This window comes from Microbispora sp. NPDC049125 (assembly GCF_040802045.1).
GTDB lineage: Bacteria > Actinomycetota > Actinomycetes > Streptosporangiales > Streptosporangiaceae > Microbispora.
This window is the reverse complement of record NZ_JBEZDW010000025.1, coordinates 43,332-61,584: the sequence shown is the minus strand read 5'-3', so window position 1 is coordinate 61,584 and position 18,253 is coordinate 43,332. Positions and strand designations below refer to the sequence as shown.

Annotated in this window: 13 protein-coding genes; 12 read left to right on the top strand and 1 reads right to left on the bottom strand. The window is 66.4% G+C overall.

Annotated elements, in window-relative coordinates:
• The first annotated feature begins 89 nt into the window (after positions 1-89).
• The gene (locus tag AB0B72_RS26210; RefSeq protein ID WP_367741607.1) at positions 90-1,214 is read left to right on the top strand and encodes a serine protease; all 1,125 of its coding nucleotides are present in this window, start codon (positions 90-92) and stop codon (positions 1,212-1,214) included.
• 144 nt (positions 1,215-1,358) lie between these two features.
• On the opposite strand, the gene AB0B72_RS26205 is transcribed toward AB0B72_RS26210, so the two are convergent.
• Positions 1,359-1,844, bottom strand: a complete 486-nt coding sequence (locus tag AB0B72_RS26205; RefSeq protein ID WP_367741606.1) for a subtilase-type protease inhibitor — start codon at positions 1,842-1,844, stop codon at positions 1,359-1,361.
• A gap of 209 nt (positions 1,845-2,053) precedes the next feature.
• Between AB0B72_RS26205 and AB0B72_RS26200 the strand changes: the two genes are divergently transcribed.
• The 11 genes from AB0B72_RS26200 to AB0B72_RS26150 all read left to right on the top strand — a co-directional run bounded on the left by AB0B72_RS26200 (position 2,054) and on the right by AB0B72_RS26150 (position 18,161).
• A complete protein-coding gene (locus AB0B72_RS26200) occupies positions 2,054-3,259 on the top strand; it encodes a serine protease (protein WP_367741605.1) in 1,206 nt (401 codons plus the stop codon).
• Positions 3,260-3,645: 386 nt separating this feature from the next.
• On the top strand, positions 3,646-4,824 hold the full coding sequence (locus AB0B72_RS26195; protein ID WP_367741604.1) for a serine protease: 1,179 nt from the start codon (positions 3,646-3,648) through the stop codon (positions 4,822-4,824).
• Positions 4,825-5,219: 395 nt separating this feature from the next.
• Positions 5,220-6,449: a serine protease gene (locus AB0B72_RS26190; RefSeq protein ID WP_367741603.1), complete on the top strand. Its 1,230-nt coding sequence runs from the start codon at positions 5,220-5,222 to the stop codon at positions 6,447-6,449.
• A 530-nt stretch (positions 6,450-6,979) separates the two neighbouring features.
• Positions 6,980-8,233 (top strand): serine protease, encoded by a 1,254-nt coding sequence (locus tag AB0B72_RS26185; RefSeq protein WP_367741602.1) that lies wholly within the window; start codon positions 6,980-6,982, stop codon positions 8,231-8,233.
• Between the two features lie 559 nt (positions 8,234-8,792).
• The gene (locus tag AB0B72_RS26180; protein WP_367741601.1) at positions 8,793-10,052 is read left to right on the top strand and encodes a serine protease; all 1,260 of its coding nucleotides are present in this window, start codon (positions 8,793-8,795) and stop codon (positions 10,050-10,052) included.
• A 493-nt stretch (positions 10,053-10,545) separates the two neighbouring features.
• Positions 10,546-11,727: a serine protease gene (locus tag AB0B72_RS26175; protein ID WP_367741600.1), complete on the top strand. Its 1,182-nt coding sequence runs from the start codon at positions 10,546-10,548 to the stop codon at positions 11,725-11,727.
• A 136-nt stretch (positions 11,728-11,863) separates the two neighbouring features.
• Positions 11,864-12,067 (top strand): hypothetical protein, encoded by a 204-nt coding sequence (locus AB0B72_RS26170; protein ID WP_367741599.1) that lies wholly within the window; start codon positions 11,864-11,866, stop codon positions 12,065-12,067.
• A 548-nt stretch (positions 12,068-12,615) separates the two neighbouring features.
• The gene (locus AB0B72_RS26165) at positions 12,616-13,695 is read left to right on the top strand and encodes a serine protease (RefSeq protein ID WP_367741598.1); all 1,080 of its coding nucleotides are present in this window, start codon (positions 12,616-12,618) and stop codon (positions 13,693-13,695) included.
• A gap of 553 nt (positions 13,696-14,248) precedes the next feature.
• Positions 14,249-15,439, top strand: coding sequence for a serine protease (locus AB0B72_RS26160; protein ID WP_367741597.1), 1,191 nt, complete (start codon positions 14,249-14,251; stop codon positions 15,437-15,439).
• Positions 15,440-15,667: 228 nt separating this feature from the next.
• The gene (locus AB0B72_RS26155) at positions 15,668-16,834 is read left to right on the top strand and encodes a serine protease (protein ID WP_367741596.1); all 1,167 of its coding nucleotides are present in this window, start codon (positions 15,668-15,670) and stop codon (positions 16,832-16,834) included.
• A gap of 214 nt (positions 16,835-17,048) precedes the next feature.
• Entirely contained in the window at positions 17,049-18,161 is a 1,113-nt protein-coding gene (locus AB0B72_RS26150) for a serine protease (RefSeq protein ID WP_367741595.1), read from the top strand.
• The last annotated feature ends 92 nt before the right edge of the window (positions 18,162-18,253 follow it).

Genomic DNA, 18,253 nt, shown 5'->3' with positions numbered 1-18,253 from the left:
GAGCAATACCCAAGATCGGCTCACTAGCCTACGGAGCGTTTCCTGACGAAATGGGACGCACCCTCAAACGTCCCGGGGAAAGGAGCTCCATGATTTCCCGAGCACGGCGTCTGGCCGTCCCCCTCACCGGCGCGTTCCTCGCGGCCGGCGTGGTCGGCGCCATCCCGTCCACCTCCAGCGCCGCCACTGTCAGCGCCGGACCGAGCGACGTCACCGTCAAGGCCTCGTCGGAGGCGCCCGCCGCGGCGGTCGCCTTCTGGTCGCCAGCCCGCCTGCGAGCCGCCAAGGACTACACCGAGGAACTCGGCAACTCCGTCAAGGGCTTCGGCAAGGTGAGCAAGGCCACGGCTGACGGCAAGGCCGGCACGGTCCCGCCGATCGGGGCCGAGAAGAGCAAGGCCGGCACGTCCAAGCAGGTCAACCTGCCCAACACGGTCGGCCGGGTCTTCTTCACGCTGCCCGGCAAGAACCCGCTGGACCCGAAGAGCTGGAAGTACTGCTCCGGCAGCTCGGTGCAGGGCAAGTACCACAACGTCGTGGCGACCGCCGGGCACTGCGTCTACGACCCGGTCAGCAACCAGTTCTACGACCACTGGGTGTTCATCCCGTCGTACTGGGACGGCAACCAGGCGTGGGAGGGCAAGGCGCCCTACGGGATCTATCCGGCGAAGTGGTTCCAGACGCACGACGACTTCGTGGTCAAGGAGGACTACGACTACGACTACGCGTTCGTGAACGTGGCGTCGGGCTACAAGATCAAGTCGGAGAAGGTCGGCAACACGACGCAGTTCGTCAAGACCCCCGCCGGCCGGCTGGGCGACAACGTCGGCGGCCAGGGCCTGACCTGGAACCGCAGCACCAAGGTGAAGGTCTTCGCCTTCGGCTACCCGGCGGGCCCGCACCCCGACGGCGACCGGCCGTTCACCGGCCGGACGATGAAGTGGTGCTACGGCCAGACGGCGGCCATGCCGGCCGCCGCAAAGTACAACATCCAGGAGCACATCGGCTTCAAGTGCGGGATGACCGCGGGCGCGAGCGGAGGCCCGTGGCTGCTGGACTACAAGAGCAAGACCCGCAAGGGCTATCTCAACGGCATCAGCAGCGTCGCCTGGGACACCGACGGCAACGACCGGTACGACCACATCTCCTCGCCGTACTTCAACGGGGAGACCTACGACGTCTACAAGGTGGCCGCCAACCGGTGGACGCAGTGAGACGGACGGGCTGACCGCACGGCCATTCGGTCATGCCCCGGGGCCCGGCGGACCTCCGCCGGGCCCCGTCCCGTTCCGGCTTTTACGCCGCTCGTACGGGGCGCGCCGCTAGGCTGCCTTCACAGCTCCACGGAGCGACGGCCCTCAGATGGCGAAGAAGGGGCCGTACGACTGCATCTCGCAGTTGTTGCCGAAGGTGTGCTGGTACCAGATGTGCTTTCCGTCCCAGATCCCGCTGGCGGTGACCGTGACCGGATCGTAGATGAGCGGGCAGACCTTCCCGCCGGCAGGAGTGAAACGCGCCGGGTCGCCCCCGACCTTGTCCAGCGCACGGCACGCCTCGGCGGGCGACGGATGCGTTCCTCCCGGAGGAGCGCAGGTGAGCGTGACGTGCCGCTCGGGTGTCCCCGTCCCCTCGCCGCGCGCGACGGCCAGCCTGACGGTGCGGGCCCGGCTCGCACTGCCGCCGCCCGCTTCCGGCGCCGGCGGCACGGGTGCCCCAAGGAGCTGTGCGGGCGACACGACCCCCGCGAGGTCGCCGAAGCCCGCAGGGCCGTTGTGGCCGGCCGGCGCGGACAGGCCCGCGGCGGCCAGCGTCGTACCCGCGAGTAGAGCTAGGAGTGGCGTCATTTCGATCCCCCGTTTCTGCTGCTGGCAGCGTTGCGGGGGCAGAGCGGCCGGGCAAGTGCCCACTCCGGTCCTTGAGGGAATCCGACGCCACAGCGGGCGCAGCGGTTCCACTGGTTTCATAACGAGCTGGCCAAGAAGCTGTGCCCTAGAGGTGCGGATCTGGAAAAATCACCCCTTAATATCGAAATCTCCAATCTGAGAGGTCCCCCGTGGCCCGGCAACTCGCACTCCGCCTCGGTGGCGTCATCGCCGCCGCGGGTGCGGTCGCCGTGCTCTGGACCCAGGTGCGGGCCGTGCCGGCGTCCGCGGCTCCGCCACCTCTGAAGGCGCGCCCCGCCGCCGCGAGCAGCGCGGCGGGGGCCCCAGCGGGGATCACCGGCGTCACGAAGGACGGCGTCAGCTCCTTCGCGCTCGCGCCGACGTCGGCGGACATGCAGCGGGTGGCGTCGTACTGGAGCCCCGACCGGCTCAAGAAGGCGAGCAGCTACGAGCCGAGCACCAAGCCGTCCCCGACGACCAAGGCCACGACCTCCGCGGCGGAGGTCCGCCCGGCGGCGAAGGCCGGTGCCACCAAGGCGTCCGCGAAAACGCTGACGAAGGCGTTCACGAAGACGGCCGCGAAGGCGTCCGCCGCCAGGGCCGCCAAGGATCCGGGTGCCCCGCCGATGGTCGGCAAGGTGTTCTTCAAGGTGGGCGACAAGGAGTACTGGTGTTCCGCGTCCGCGGTGCACTCCCCGAACCACAACCTGGTGGCGACCGCCGGGCACTGCGCCTACGCGCTGGCACAGGACAAGCCGGTCGAGAACTGGATCTTCGTGCCGTCGTACCACGACGGCGTCGCCCCCGCCGGGATCTTCGTCGGCCACACCCTTTTCATGCATGAGGACTTCGCCGGCAAGGGCGACTTCGACCGCGACTACGCCTTCGTGACCGTGCACCGGGGCTTCACCTGGCAGGCGTACACGCAAGGCGGGAAGGTCGCGTACCGGTCGGTCGACGTGGGACGGCTGGAGGACAAGGTGGGGGCGTTCCGCTTCTCGTCCACCAAGCCGATCGGACGGCAGGTCCTCGCGTTCGGCTACCCGAACGGCGCGCAGCCCGACGGCACCCGGCCCTACACCGGCCAGGTGGTCAAGACGTGTTCCGGCGCGACGGAGAAGAAGTTCGTCGCCGCGCCCACGTGGCAGCTCGACCGGGGCGTGCGCCTGGCGGCCTGCCCGTTCACCTCGGGCGCGAGCGGCGGCCCGTGGGTCACCAACTATGACAGCGCCAAGCGCACCGGCTACCTCACCGGGATCACGAGCCTGACCTGGAACCTCAACGGCGGCGGACGGCTCGACGCGATCTCGACGCCCTACTTCAACGCGTTCACCAAGCGCGTGTACACCAAGGCCACCCGCCAGTCGACCGGCTGACCCGGCACCGCTCCCCGAAGGGCTCGGCCTCCACGCCGGGCCCTTTCCCGTACCTCCGGACGACCACAGGAACGGACATTGGGGAAGTTAGACGCAGGTGATATCCATCCGGTGCCGAGGAGCTTGTGTGATTTATGTCACACATCTGAAACGCCGGTCACGCCTCCGCAGGCTCCGGCTTGACACGGAAGCCGCGCGTGCCCACCTGCACAGACATCACGAGATGATCTCAACCTTGACAGGCCTTGTGGAGATTGCAGAAAAGTCTCACCACTCGGACGCCGCAAAACAGGTAAAGCAGAGGTAAAACCAGCCGGTAGTGTCTTGACTATCCCTTTACTGACGAGTGGGGCGCAAGTGGCGCTCCACGACAGCGCAGGAGTTTCATGAATACCCGAGTCAAACGCCTGATCCTCCCCATCGGGGGCGTCGCAGTCGCCGGCCTCATCGGGGCCACCGTGACAGTGCCCGCTCAGGCCGCCGGTGACACGGCCTCGGATCCCCTGGCCACCAGCGGCATCGCCGCCAAGAACGTCATCGCGTACTGGCTGAACCAGAAGGCCGCCAACCTCGTCAGCGCCTCGCCGTACGAGACGCAGGTCACCGCCAAGCACATCTCCAGCGGCGGCCCGTCGGCCGACAGCAAGCCCGGCACCGTCCCGGCCATCGGCGACGAGAAGAAGTCGGGCGGCACCTCCAAGAACGTCAACCTGCCCCGCACCACGGGCAAGGTCTTCTTCCGGGGCGCCGACGGCAGGCCGCACTGGTGCTCGGCCACCTCGGTCCAGTCGCACTACCGCAACCTGGTCGCCACCGCGGGCCACTGCGTCTACGACACCAAGAGCAACAAGGCGACCCTGGACCGCTGGGTCTTCATCCCGGGTTACTACCAGGGCAAGGCGCCCTGGGGCATCTACGTGGGCAAGCAGGCCTTCACGCACTACGACTTCGACGTCTACGAGGACGGCGACCGCGACTACGCGTTCGTCACCGTCTACAACGGCCTCAAGGCCGGCGGCGGCAGCAACCTCCGGGCCACCGCCGAGTGGACCTGGAAGCAGGTCGACAAGGCGACGTACGACAAGTACGACCGCCACATCCGCCGCAGCAAGGGCGGCAAGTACTACATCGTGAAGTTCACCGACGCCGGTCGCCTCGGCGACAACGTGGGCGGGCAGGGCCTGGCCTACAACCAGAAGCTCGGCAAGTCGGTCTACGTGTTCGGCTACCCGAGTGGCTCGCACCCGGACGGCAACCACGCCTTCACGGGGCAGACGCTCAAGTGGTCGTACGGCAAGACCTTCGCCGCCAAGGCCCCCTCGGTCAAGGCCGAGGAGCTGGTGGGCGTGAAGTCCTCCTTCACCGGCGAGGGCTCCTCGGGATCGGCGTGGCTGCTCAGCTACAAGAACAGCCGCCGTCTCGGCTACCTCAACGGCGTCACCAGCGGCGTCGCCGACACCAACAACAACCAGCGCATCGACACCAGCGTCTCCCCGTACTTCGACGGCGAGCTCTACGGTGTCTACAAGGCCGCTGCCGGCGTCTGGTCCGGCTCGATCGCCTAGTTCCTCCGCTGAGACACAGGGCCCGGTCGCCTCGCGACCGGGCCCTGTGGCGTTCCAAAGCATTGGAACGGTTCGCTTAGACGTGATCGGAAGCGAATCGGTGCCATCGTCCTTGTGTGATTTACGTCACACCGAGCGCGCACTCGGCCTCCTGAGTGACCTAGATCACGACACGCGGGGTTTCCGGATTGGATCGCGTCCACCTGGATGGACGTCCAGGGCGATCTCAAAGCTGACACATCTTGTGGAATGTCACAGAAAAGTCACGCCCGACGAACCCCCATATAAGGCTGTTAAACCGCCTCCACGCAGCAAGATCACCGCAGTACTGTCCTGACATCCCTTTACTGACGCATGGGACGCATGAGGCGTTCCACGACAGGGCAAGGAGTTCAATGAACACCCGAGTCACGCGCCTCGCACTCCCCCTCGGGGCCGCCGCCGTCACCGCCCTCGTCGGCACCAGCCTCTCGGCACCCGCCCAGGCGGCCGGCGACACCTCCACCGACCCGCTGGCCACCACCGGTATCGCCGCGTACAACGTCGCCGCGTACTGGTTCGCGCAGGAGTCGGCCAACCTGATCAACGCCTCGCCGTACGAGACGCAGGTCACCGCCAAGCACATCTCCACCGGCGGGCCGTCGGCCGACAGCAAGCCCGGCACCGTCCCGGCGATCGGTGACGAGAAGAAGAGCACGAGCAAGTCGAAGAACGTCAACCTGCCCAAGACCACGGGCAAGGTCTTCTTCCTCGGCTCCGACGGCAAGCCGCACTGGTGCACCGCCACCTCGGTCCAGTCGACCTACCACAACCTGGTCGCCACGGCCGGGCACTGCGTGTACGACACCGTGACCAACAAGGCCACGTTCGACAACTGGATCTTCGTCCCGGGTTACTACCAGGGCAAGACCCCCTGGGGCATCTACGTCGGCAAGCAGGCCTTCACGCACTACGACTTCGACGTCTACGAGGACGGCGACCGCGACTACGCGTTCGTCACCGTCTACAACGGCCTCAAGGCCCCGCACGACGGCATCGAAAAGGACAACTGGGAGACCATCGGCACCTGGAAGGAGGTCGACAAGGCGACGTACGACAAGTACGACCCCAAGGTCCGCACCGACCAGGACGTCCTCGACCTCGACAAGGACGGCAAGAAGAACGAGTCCTCCGGCGGCCACTACTACATCTTCAAGTTCACCGACGCCGGCCGGCTCGGCGACAACGTGGGCGGGCAGGGCCTGGCCTACAACCAGAAGCTCGGCAAGAACGTCTTCGTCTTCGGCTACCCCAGCGGCTCCCACCCGGACGGCAACCACGCCTTCTCCGGCAAGACCCTCAAGTGGAGCTACGGCAAGACCTTCGCCGCCAAGGCCCCCTCGGTCAAGGCCGAGGAGCTGGTGGGCGTGAAGTCCTCCTTCACCGGCGAGGGCTCCTCGGGATCGGCGTGGCTGCTCAGCTACAAGAACAGCCGCCGTCTCGGCTACCTCAACGGCGTCACCAGCGGCGTCGCCGACACCAACAACAACCAGCGCATCGACACCAGCGTCTCGCCCTACTTCGACGGCGAGCTCTACGGCGTCTACAAGGCCGCGCGCAACGTCTGGTCCGGCTCGATCGCCTGACCCGGCTCCGCACCTCCTCAGGGCCGTCAGGGCCCGGAGGGCGCTTCACGCAAAGGGATCTCCATCAGGAAGGCCCGGCCGTCATCGGCCGGGCCTTCCGGCTTTCATGGTCAGTCACCTTTCCGCTTCGGCAGACCCCGCCAATGGACGACCGGCGAATTCGACAGCCATCCCGGTAAACCGAGCGGGGGTGCCGCGCGACGGGGCTTCTTTTGGCCATACTGCCTGCTCGCACAGGGCGAAGTCCTCATCTGTGAGCTTGGTCACAGCGCCCAGGTTGCGCGCGTTTCCACAAACAGTCAGGAAATGGCCGGGAAATGTCACTAGCTGCGGCGATGATTGCCCGGCTCCGGTGACCGGAGGGCCTCCCGTCTGTCAACCCGGCTTTTCGAGGGCCCGGCGGGGCCCGGTTTCCCCGGAGGGGCGGAAACGGCCCCTTTAGCGGCACCTTATCTGCGCTATGTTCTCGCCATCCCTTTACTGACGAATGGGACGCAAGAGGCGTTCCACGACAGACCAAGGAGTTCCCCATGAAGCGTATTTTGGGCTTCGGTGGCGTCGTCGCCACCGCCGGCCTCCTGGCGGCGGGCCTTTCGGTCCCGGCCCAGGCAGCCAATGACGTCGCCAGCGACGCCCTGTCCACCAACGGGCTCGCCGCCTACGCGGTGGCCGCCTACTGGAAGGCCAACAACGCGGCCAACCTGATCGGCGCCACTCCGTACAACGTCGAGACCAAGGTCGTCGCCAAGCACCTCAGCAAGGGCGGCCCCTCGGCGGACAGCAAGCCCGGCATCGTGCCGGCGATCGGCGACGAGAAGAAGACCGTCGCCAAGTCGAAGAACGTCAACCTGCCCAAGACCACGGGCAAGGTGTTCTTCACCACGCCGGACGGCTCCGACGCGGACAGCCGCCCCGACCGCCACTGGTGCTCGGCGACCTCGGTGCAGTCCGCCTACCACAACCTGGTCGCGACCGCCGGTCACTGTGTCTACGACACCGAGACCAACGCCGCGACGCTGAACAACTGGGTCTTCATCCCCGGTTACTACCAGGGCAAGACCCCGTGGGGCGTGTACGTGGGCAAGCAGGCCTTCACGCACTACGACTACGATGTGTACGAGGACGGCGACCGCGACTACGCGTTCGTCACCGTGTACAACGGCCTCAAGTTCGCCCACGACGGCGTCGTGCGTCCCTTCACCGACAACCCGGGTGGGTGGAAGGAAGTCTCCAAGGCGACCTTCCTCAACTTCCCCGGCTGGTTCCGTGACTGGAACAACAACGGCACCTTCTGGTGCCAGCACGACGACAAGTACTACGTGTGGGCCTTCGAGGACGCCGGCCGCCTCGGCGACAACGTCGGCGGCCAGGGTCTGGCCTACAACCAGAAGGTCGGCCAGCCGGTCTTCGTGTTCGGCTACCCGAGCGGATCCCACCCGGACGGCAACTACGCCTACTCCGGCAAGACCCTCAAGTGGAGCTACGGCAAGACCTTCCCGGCCAGCGCCTCGTCGATCAAGGCGGAGGAGCTCGTGGGCGTCAAGTCGTCCTTCACCGGCGAGGGCGCGCTCGGCTCGTCCTGGCTGCTGAAGTACAGCAACACCCGTCGCCTCGGCTACCTGAACGGCGTGACCATCGGCGTCTCCGACACCGACGGCAACGACCGCTACGACACCAGCGTCTCCCCGTACTTCGACGGTGAGCTCTACGGCGTCTACGGCGCGGCCAAGAACCTCTGGTCGGGCTCGATCGCCGTGCCGTTCGAGTCGCCCGCCCTGCACTAACCGTTCGACGTGATCGGAGCCCGCTCCGATCACGGCCGCCTCACCTGAAAGGCCCGGCATCCAGCCGGGCCTTTTCGGCGTTTCAGGCCTGCCGCGGATTGCGCGACGAAACCCATACGGCCGGCCCCGCGGTTTCCGATGAAAAATTGTCGGCCATAGCGGTAAACCGAACAGCCCAGCTGAGCGACGGTGCCGAAAAGGTCATCTTTTCACTCCGGAGGTCCGGCCGCGTTAGACGGAGGCGCGTACGTGATGGTGCCGTTCAAGCGATGTGATATGCGTCACACCGTTTTGTGACAGCCCTGCGGGAATCCCACCACAATGCTCCGTAAGAACGGTCCAACGCCGCCCCTGTGCTGCGTCGATGAACCATCGAGAGAGATGACCGGCGGACTGACCAATGGTCATCCGCATAACGGGATCATCACGGCTCCCGAGGGCCTCCATAAACACGGATAAGTGCTCCTACCTCCCTAGATACACGGCTGTATGGTGCTGCCTATCCCTTTCCTGACGCATGGGACGCATGATGCGTCTCACGACAGACCAAGGAGTTCCCTTGAAGCGCACTCTCGCCTTCGGTGGCATCGTTGCCACCGCCGGCCTTCTCGCCGCCGGCCTGTCGGCCCCGGCCCAGGCCGCTGGTGACGTCTCCAGCACCCCGCTGTCGGCCACCGGCATCCAGGCCAAGAACATCGCCGCGTTCTGGCTGGCCGAGAACGCGGCCAACCTGATCAACGCCACGCCGTACAACGTCGAGACCAAGGTCGTCGCCAAGCACGTCAGCAAGGGCGGCCCCGCGGCGGACAGCAAGCCCGGCGTGGTTCCGGCGATCGGCGACGAGAAGAAGACCGTCTCCAAGTCGAAGAACGTCAACCTGCCCAAGACCACGGGCAAGGTGTTCTTCGCCGACGGGTGGAAGTGGGTCCAGCACGGCCGTTACGGCTGGTTCCCGGAGGCCGTCAACCCGCACTGGTGCTCCGCCACCTCGGTGCAGTCGGCGTACCACAACCTCGTGGCCACCGCCGGTCACTGTGTCTACGACACGGCGTCCAACAAGGCCACGCTGAACAACTGGGTCTTCATCCCCGGTTACTACCAGGGCAAGACCCCGTGGGGCGTGTACGTGGGTAAGCAGGCCTTCACCCACTACGACTACGACGTGTACGAGGACGGCGACCGCGACTACGCGTTCGTCACCGTGTACAACGGCATCAAGTTCCCGGCTGGGGGCTTCGCCGACCTGTGGCAGTTCATCAAGGAGCACAAGTGGGATGAGCTGAAGAAGTACGCGGGCTTCCAGGAGGTCGACTACGCCACCTACAAGGCGTACAAGGACGAGGACGCGCTGCCGCACTACACCTACGGCGGCAAGTTCTACGTCTGGAAGTTCGCCGACGCCGGTCGCCTCGGCGACAACGTCGGCGGCCAGGGTCTCGCCTACAACCAGAAGATCGGCCAGCCGGTCTTCGTGTTCGGCTACCCCAGCGGCAAGCACCCGGACGGCAACCAGGCGTTCTCCGGCAAGACCCTCAAGTGGACGTACGGCAAGACCTTCGGTGCGACCTCTTCGTCGATCAAGGCGGAGGAGCTCCAGGGTGTCAAGTCGTCCTTCACCGGTGAGGGCTCGCTCGGCTCGTCCTGGCTGCTGAAGTACTCCAACACCCGTCGTCTCGGCTACCTGAACGGCGTGACCATCGGCGTCTCCGACACCGACGGCAACGACCGCTACGACACCAGCGTCTCCCCGTACTTCGACGGTGAGCTCTACGGCGTCTACAGCGCGGCCAAGAACCTCTGGTCCGGCTCGATCGCCTAATCTCCGGCCTGCGGAGATCAGAAGATCACCCGTCAGGGCTCGCCCCCTGACTCGTTCCACCCGAAGGGCCCGGCTTCCCAGCCGGGCCCTTTCGGCGTTCCAAGGCCTGCCACTTATGGGCGGTTTATGCCGGTTCGACGATAGTCATGCGCGGCACTCCAGAGCCGACGGCCAGGGCGCTTAGACGCCCGCAGCCCTCATTTGGCTCCCTTTCTCCGATGTGATTCGCCTCACATCCGCGCCAAACCCGCCCCCCTCGTTGCCGCGTTCCAAGACACGTCGGCCGATCATGCTCTTCCGCGCTGATCAGGAAATCCAGCGATCCTGATGGCCGGTCCGCCCGGATAACGGCACGGTCACGACTGATCGAAACCTGTCCGGTTCCTGTGAGAGACGCTTCATACGGCCACGAACCTGACGGTATGTTCCCGGCCATCCCTTTCCTGACGCATGGGACGCATGAGGCGTCCCACGACAGACCAAGGAGCTCCAAATGAAGCGCACCCTCGCCTTCGGTGGCCTCATCGCCACCACGGGCCTTCTCGCCGCCGGTCTGGCCGCTCCGGCCCAGGCCTCCGACACGGTCTCCAGCGACACGCTGGCCAGCACCAACTTCGCCGCCCAGCAGGTGGCGACGTTCTGGTTCGGCCAGGCCGCGGCCAACCTCCAGCTGGCTACGCCCTACAACGTCGAGACCACGGTCTCGACGAAGCACGTGTCCACGGGCGGTCCGGCTCCCGATACCAAGCCCGGTGTCGTGCCGGCCATCGGTGACGAGAAGAAGACCACCAGCACCTCGAAGAACGTCAACCTGCCCAAGACCACGGGCAAGGTGTTCTTCATCGGCGCGGACCACAAGCCGCACTGGTGCTCGGCCACCTCGGTGCAGTCCACGTACCACAACCTGGTCGCCACGGCCGGGCACTGCGTGTACGACACCGCGTCGAACAAGGCCACCCTCGACAAGTGGGTCTTCGTCCCCGGCTACTACCAGGGCAAGACCCCGTGGGGCATCTACGTCGGCAAGACGGCGTTCACCCACTACGACTACGACGTCTACGAGGACGGCGACCGCGACTACGCGTTCGTCACCGTGTACAACGGCGTCAAGCTCGACCCGACCAAGTCCAAGACCGTGGTGCGGTACAACGACGCCACCGCCGAGGAGAAGGCCGCGGCCGACACCGGCAAGGCCGGCTACCTCACCTGGACCAAGGACGGCGTGAAGTACATCGGTTACGTCGCTCTCGCGGACGCCGGTCGCCTCGGTGACGCCGTCGGCGGGCAGGGCCTGGCCTACAACCAGAAGGTCGGCGGCTCGGTCTTCGTGTTCGGCTACCCGAGCGGGGCCCACCCCGACGGCACCCGTCCGTTCACCGGCAACACCCTCAAGTGGAGCTACGGCAAGACCTTCGCCGCCACCGCCCCGTCCATCAAGGGCGAGGAGATGCTCGGCGTCAAGTCCTCCTTCACCGGCGAGGGCTCCGTCGGCTCGGCGTGGCTGCTCAGCTACAAGAGCAGCCGTCGCCTCGGCTACCTGAACGGCGTCACCGCCGCCGTTTCGGACACCGATGGCAACAAGCGCATCGACACCAGCATCTCCCCGTACTTCGACGGTGAGACCTACGGCGTCTACAACGCCGCCAAGGCCACCTGGTCCGGCAAGATCGCCTAGTCAGGGCGATCCGGCCGGCGGGGTCAGTCCCCCGATCGACCGAAGTGACCACCCGCAGGGCCCGGCCGCCAGCCGGGCCCTGCGGCTTTTCCGACCGTTCGGCTCCCGTCAACAAGACGGAGCCCACGAAGGCGCTTTGGGACGCCTACGCGAAGAGCGCCCCGGCCCTGCTCGCGGGAATCTGTGGAAGTTCGTCGACCTCGGTCGCCTCGGCGACAACGTCGGCGGCCAGAGCCTGGCCTACAACCAAAAGGTCGGCGGCTCGGTCTTCGTGTTCGGCTACCCGAGCGGATGCCATCCGCACGGCGACCACACCTTCTCCGGCAAGACCCTCAAGTAGACGTACGGCAAGACCTTTGGTCGGCCAAGAACCTCTGGTCCGGCTCGATCGCCTGATCTCCGGCCTGCGGAGATCAGAAGATCACCCGTCAGGGCTCGCCCCCTGACTCGTTCCACCCGAAGGGCCCGGCTTCCCAGCCGGGCCCTTTCGGCGTTCCAAGGCCTGCCACTTATGGGCGGTTTATGCCGGTTCGACGATAGTCGTGCGCGGCACTCCAGAGCCGACGGCCGGTGCGCTTAGACGCCCGCAGCCCTCATTTGGCTCCCTTTTTTTTATGTGATTCACATCACATTCTCGTCTTCCGCCGAGCGCTCGTTGCCGCGTTCCAGGAGACATCGGCGGCCTGTGCACTTCCGCGCTGATCAGGAAAGCCGTCGTTCCACGAAGCCTCCAGGGCTAGATAACGAGCCGGTCACGGCTGATCGAAACCTGTCCGGTTCCTGTGAGAACGACTTTAAACGCCCAAGATCCTGCCGGTATGTTCCTGGCATCCCTTTACTGACGCATGGGGCGCATGAGGTGTCCCACGACAGACCAAGGAGCTCCAAATGAAGCGCACCCTCGCCCTCGGTGGTCTCGTCGCCACCGCCGGCCTCCTCGCCGCGGGCCTGTCGGTCCCGGCTCAGGCGGCCAGCGACGTCTCCTCCGACACCCTGGCCAGCAACACCGCCGCCCTCCAGGTCATCAAGTACTGGAGGGGAGAGAAGTTCTCGAACTTCCTCAACGCCACGCCGTACACCGTCGAGACCAAGGTCGCCACCAAGCACGTCAGCAAGGGTGGCCCCTCGGCGGACAGCAAGCCCGGCGTTGTGCCGGCCATCGGTGACGAGAAGAAGTCCTCCAGCACCTCGAAGAACGTCAACCTGCCCAAGACCACGGGCAAGGTGTTCTTCCGCGGCTCCGACGGCAAGCCGCACTGGTGCTCCGCCACCTCGGTGCAGTCGACCTACCACAACCTGGTGGCGACCGCCGGTCACTGTGTCTACGACACCGTGACCAACAAGGCCACGCTGGACTACTGGGTCTTCGTCCCGGGCTACTACCAGGGCAAGACCCCGTGGGGCATCTACGTCGGCAAGACGGCCTTCACCCACTACGACTTCGACGTCTACGAGGACGGCGACCGCGACTACGCGTTCGTCACCGTCTACAACGGCGTCCAGCCGTCGTGGGACACCACGAAGCACCAGCTTGTCATCAAGGACGCCGGTCGCCTCGGCGACAACGTCGGCGGCCAGGGCCTGGCCTACAACCAGAAGATCGGCCAGCCGGTCTTCGTGTTCGGCTACCCCAGCGGCAAGCACCCCGACGGCAACCAGGCGTTCACCGGCAAGACCCTCAAGTGGAGCTACGGCAAGACCTTCGGAGCGACCGCTTCGGCCATCAAGGCGGAGGAGCTCCAGGGGATCAAGTCGTCCTTCACCGGTGAGGGCGCGCTCGGCTCGTCCTGGCTGCTGAAGTACAGCAACGCCCGTCGTCTCGGCTACCTGAACGGCGTGACCATCGGCGTCTCCGACACCGACGGCAACGACCGGTACGACACCAGCGTCTCCCCGTACTTCGACGGTGAGACCTACGGCGTCTACAGCGCGGCCAAGAACAGCTGGTCGGGCAAGATCGCCGGCTAGTAGCGGCGATCTCCGGCCGGGGACCCGTTCCCGGCCGGCGTGAACGACCAACCTCAGGGCCCGGCTACAGCCGGGCCCTGAGGCTTGTTCCGTTCCATTCGCATGACCGCTCCGGCGGCTCCAGCCGCGACTTCCGCTGTGAGCCGCGAAAGAGGCGAGCGGTGTGTATGCTTCCCGTGACTTCGAAGGCCCCGGCGTTGACCGCCGGGGCCTTCTCGCGTTTGGGGGCCTTAGACGCGCGAGCTCCACATCGGGTGCCACTTGAAACCTGTGATTTACATCACATCCCACCGGTCCCACGAGCCCCGGCAGTCTCTGCGTTCTCCAGCGTGACCACCGTCGTCACTGACCTGTGATCTGCGGATATGTCGATCTTTGGAGCAAAGATCACGATTCTCAGGATTATCACAGGAAAGTCTCGGGGGTCTCGCAGCGACCGCAGTGGCCGCGCGACAGCTTTCGCCGCGCAAGATCTCGGCTGTATGGTCCAGCCATCCCTTTCCTGACGCATGGGACGCATGAGGCGTCTCACGACAGACCAAGGAGTTCCCCCATGAAGCGCATTCTCGCCTTTGGTGGCGTCGTCGCCACCACCGGCCTCCTCGCCGCCGGCCTCGCCGCCCCCGCCCAGGCGGCGGGCGACGTGTCCACCGACCCGCTGGCCGTCAACGGCATCGCCGTGGCCAACATCGTCGCCTACTGGACGAACGAGCACAACGCGAACCTGATCAACGCGACGCCTTACAACGTCGAGACCACGGTTCCCGCCAAGCACGTCTCGACCGGTGGCCCGAGCGCGGACAGCAAGCCCGGTGTGGTGCCGGCGATCGGCGACGAGAAGAAGACCGTCTCCAAGTCGAAGAACGTCAACCTGCCCAAGACCACGGGCAAGGTGTTCTTCACCGGCGCGGACAACAAGTCGCACTGGTGCTCGGCCACCTCGGTGCAGTCCACGTACCACAACCTGGTCGCCACCGCTGGACACTGCGTCTACGACACGGTCTCCAACGCTGACACCATGAAGAACTGGGTCTTCATCCCCGGTTACTACCAGGCGAAGACCCCGTGGGGCATCTACGTCGGCAAGCAGGCGTTCACGCACTACGACTTCGACGTGTACGAGGACGGCGACCGCGACTACGCGTTCGTCACCGTGTACAACGGCCTGAAGGCGTACAACGGCGCCATCGCTGTCAACGTCGAGGACACCCCGTCGGCGTGGAAGGAAGTCACCGAGGCGTCGTACAACCAGTACGACCCGAAGATCCGCGCCGTCACGTACAAGGACGGCAAGAAGCACTACTGGGCGCGCAAGTTCATCGACGCCGGTCGCCTCGGCGACAACGTCGGTGGCCAGGGTCTGGCCTACAACCAGAAGGTCGGCTCGCCGGTCTTCGTGTTCGGCTACCCCAGCGGGTCGCACCCGGACGGCAACCACGCCTACTCCGGCCAGACGCTCAAGTGGAGCTACGGCAAGACCTTCGCCGCGACCGCTTCGGCGATCAAGGGCGAAGAGCTCGTCGGCGTGAAGTCCTCCTTCACCGGTGAGGGCTCCATCGGCTCCTCGTGGCTGCTGAAGTACAGCAACGCCCGTCGTCTGGGCTACCTGAACGGCGTGACCATCGGCGTCTCCGACACCGACAAGAACAACCGCATCGACACCAGCGTCTCCCCGTACTTCGACGGTGAGCTCTACGGCGTCTACAGCGCGGCCAAGAACCTTTGGTCCGGCTCGGTCGCCTAATCTCCGACCTGCGGAGATCAGAAGATCACCCGTTTGGGGAGACCCTGACAACCCGCTTGACACGCAGGGCCCGGTTCACGCCGGGCCCTGCGCCTTTTCACGGGTCTCCGCTCGCCTCGGCTCCAGGCCTGTTTCCGATATGCACCATGCACGCTGTAAGTTCCTCCCCATCCGTTCACTGATGGCGGGGCGCAGGAGCGGCTCCACGTGCGGCGCGAGGAGTCCCTGTTGAAACGCTTCCTCACCCCCTGCCGGGGTGTCGCGGCGATGGCATCGCTGCTCGTTCTGGGCACACCGGCCCCGGCACGGGCCTACGACACCACCGCCACCCACGCGCTGGCCACCGAGGCGCAGGCGCTGTCCGCCGTCGCCTACTGGCTCCGCGACGGCGGCCGGGCGTTCACGGACGCCACGCCGTACGACGGAGGAGCCGCGATCACCGCCGGCCGCGCCGGGACCGGCGGCGCCGACCCCGACGGCCGGGCAGGCCTGATCGCGGGGATCGCGCACGCGGGCGGTCCGGCGGCCACCTCCAGGAACGTCAACCTCCCGAAGACGACGGGCAAGGCGTTCTTCGTCGCGGCCGACGACCGGCCCCACTGGTGCGCGGCCACCTCGGTACGGTCCGACTACGGCAATCTGGTCGCGACGGCCGGTCACTGCGTCTACGACACCCTGTCCGGGGCGGCGACGCTGCGGAAGTGGGTCTTCGTGCCCGGCTCCTACCAGGGCAGGACGCCCTGGGGCGTGTACGCGGGCAAGCAGGCCTTCACCCACTTCGACTTCGCCACGTACGGAGACGTCGACCGCGACTACGCCTTCGTCAGCGTCTACAACGGGCTGACGCCGAGCCGGGTCAGGCTGTCCACGCGGGCCCAGGTCGCGGCCTTCACCGGGCCGAAGTACAAGCTGCGGACCGGGTACGCCGGGATCAGGCTCACCGACGCCGGGCGGCTCGGCGACCGCGTCGGCGGACAGGGCCTGGCCTACAACCTGAGGGTCGGCACGCCGGTGGCCGTCATCGGTTACCCGGCGGGCGCCACCGTCCACACCCCCGCCCGGGCGAGCGCGACCCCCTCGGCCCGCGTCGCTCGAAGCGACATCCTCGCCCGCTCGTACGGCAGCCCGTTCGCGGCCCAGGACCTCGCGCTCAAGGCGGACGAACTGGTGGCGATCCGCACCGCGGCCCCGAGCGCGTCCGGCTCCTCCTGGCTGGCCGCCTACCGGAGCTCACGGGGCCTCGGTTACCTGAACGGGCTGACCGTGGGTGTCTCCAGGACGGGCGGACGCGCGGGCACCAGCTTCTCGCCGTACTTCGACGGCGAGCTCCTCGGCGTCTACGACGCGGCACGACACCAGTGGACGGGTTCGCTCAGCAGCCCGAACGTTTCATAGGGACTGACCGGTTACATCACCGGAGTCCGGTTGACGACAGCCGCCCTCTCCGGCAAAGGCCACGGAAAACAAAAAAGCAGGTTAATTGCCGCCGTGTCTTCTTATCTCCGGCTTATCGCGGGGTGCCCTAGTGCTGTATGTTCCTTGACATCCCTTTACTGACGCATGGGGCGCAAGTGGCGTCCCACGTACAGCCCGAGGAGTCGAACCCCCCATGAAGAAGCGTGTGCTTCTGCCCCTCGGCGGCGTCATCGCCGCCGCCGGTCTCGCGGCTGCCGCCGTGGCCGTCCCGGCGCAGGCCGCCCCCAAGAACACGTCCTCGACGAAGCTCGCCACAGTCGCCGACGTCTCCGACGTCCTCAGCTTCTGGACGGAGAACGCGGGCGCCAACCTCAAGGCCGCCGACCCGTACGGGATGGAGACCAAGGCCGTTCCCAAGCACGTCTCCAAGGGCGGCCCGTCCGCCTCGGACGGCAAGCCCGGCGTGGTCCCCGCCATCGGTGACGAGAAGAAGACCACGTCGACGTCGAAGAACGTCAACCTGCCGAGGACCGTCGGCCGCGTGTTCTTCACGATCGGCAACGGCCTGTACTCCTGCTCGGCCTCCTCGGTCCAGTCGCAGTACCGCAACCTGGTCGCCACGGCCGGTCACTGCGTCTACGACACGGAGACCAACAGCGCGGTCGTCAAGCGGTGGATCTTCGTTCCGGGCTACTACGACGGCAAGGCGCCCTGGGGCATCTACGTCGGCAAGCAGGCCTTCACGCACTACGACTTCGACGTCTACGAGGACGGCGACCGCGACTACGCCTTCGTCACGGTCTACAACGGCATCCTCCGCGACTACGACAAGCACGTGTGGGTCGACGCCGGCCGCCTCGGCGACAAGGTCGGCGGCCAGGGTCTCGCCTACAACCAGAAGGTCGGCTCGCCGGTCTTCGTGTTCGGCTACCCGGCCTCCGCCCACGACGACGGCAACTACGTCTTCTCCGGCGAGAAGCTCAAGTGGTGCTACGGCAAGCCGTTCTTCCCCGTCGCCGAGGCCTCGGTGAAGGCGGACGAGCAGATCGGCCTCAAGTGCTCCATGACCGGCGGCTCCTCCGGCGGCCCGTGGATCCTCAAGTACAGCAGCGCCCGTCGCATCGGCTACATCAACGGCGTCACCAGCCTCGGCGGGGACACCGACGGCAACGGCCGCAGCGACCTGATCACCTCGCCGTACTTCGACGGGGAGACCTACGGCGTGTACAAGGCGGCCTACTCGCTCTGGTCGGGCTCGATCGTCCGCAAGGACGGCACGCTCGGCATCACCGAGGTGCACAGCTGAGGCACCCGGAAACAGGCGTGTGAAGGGCCCGGCCGGCTGGCCGGGCCCTTCTCTGCCGCTGTCTTCCCCGGCCGCTGTCTTGCCCCTGGCGC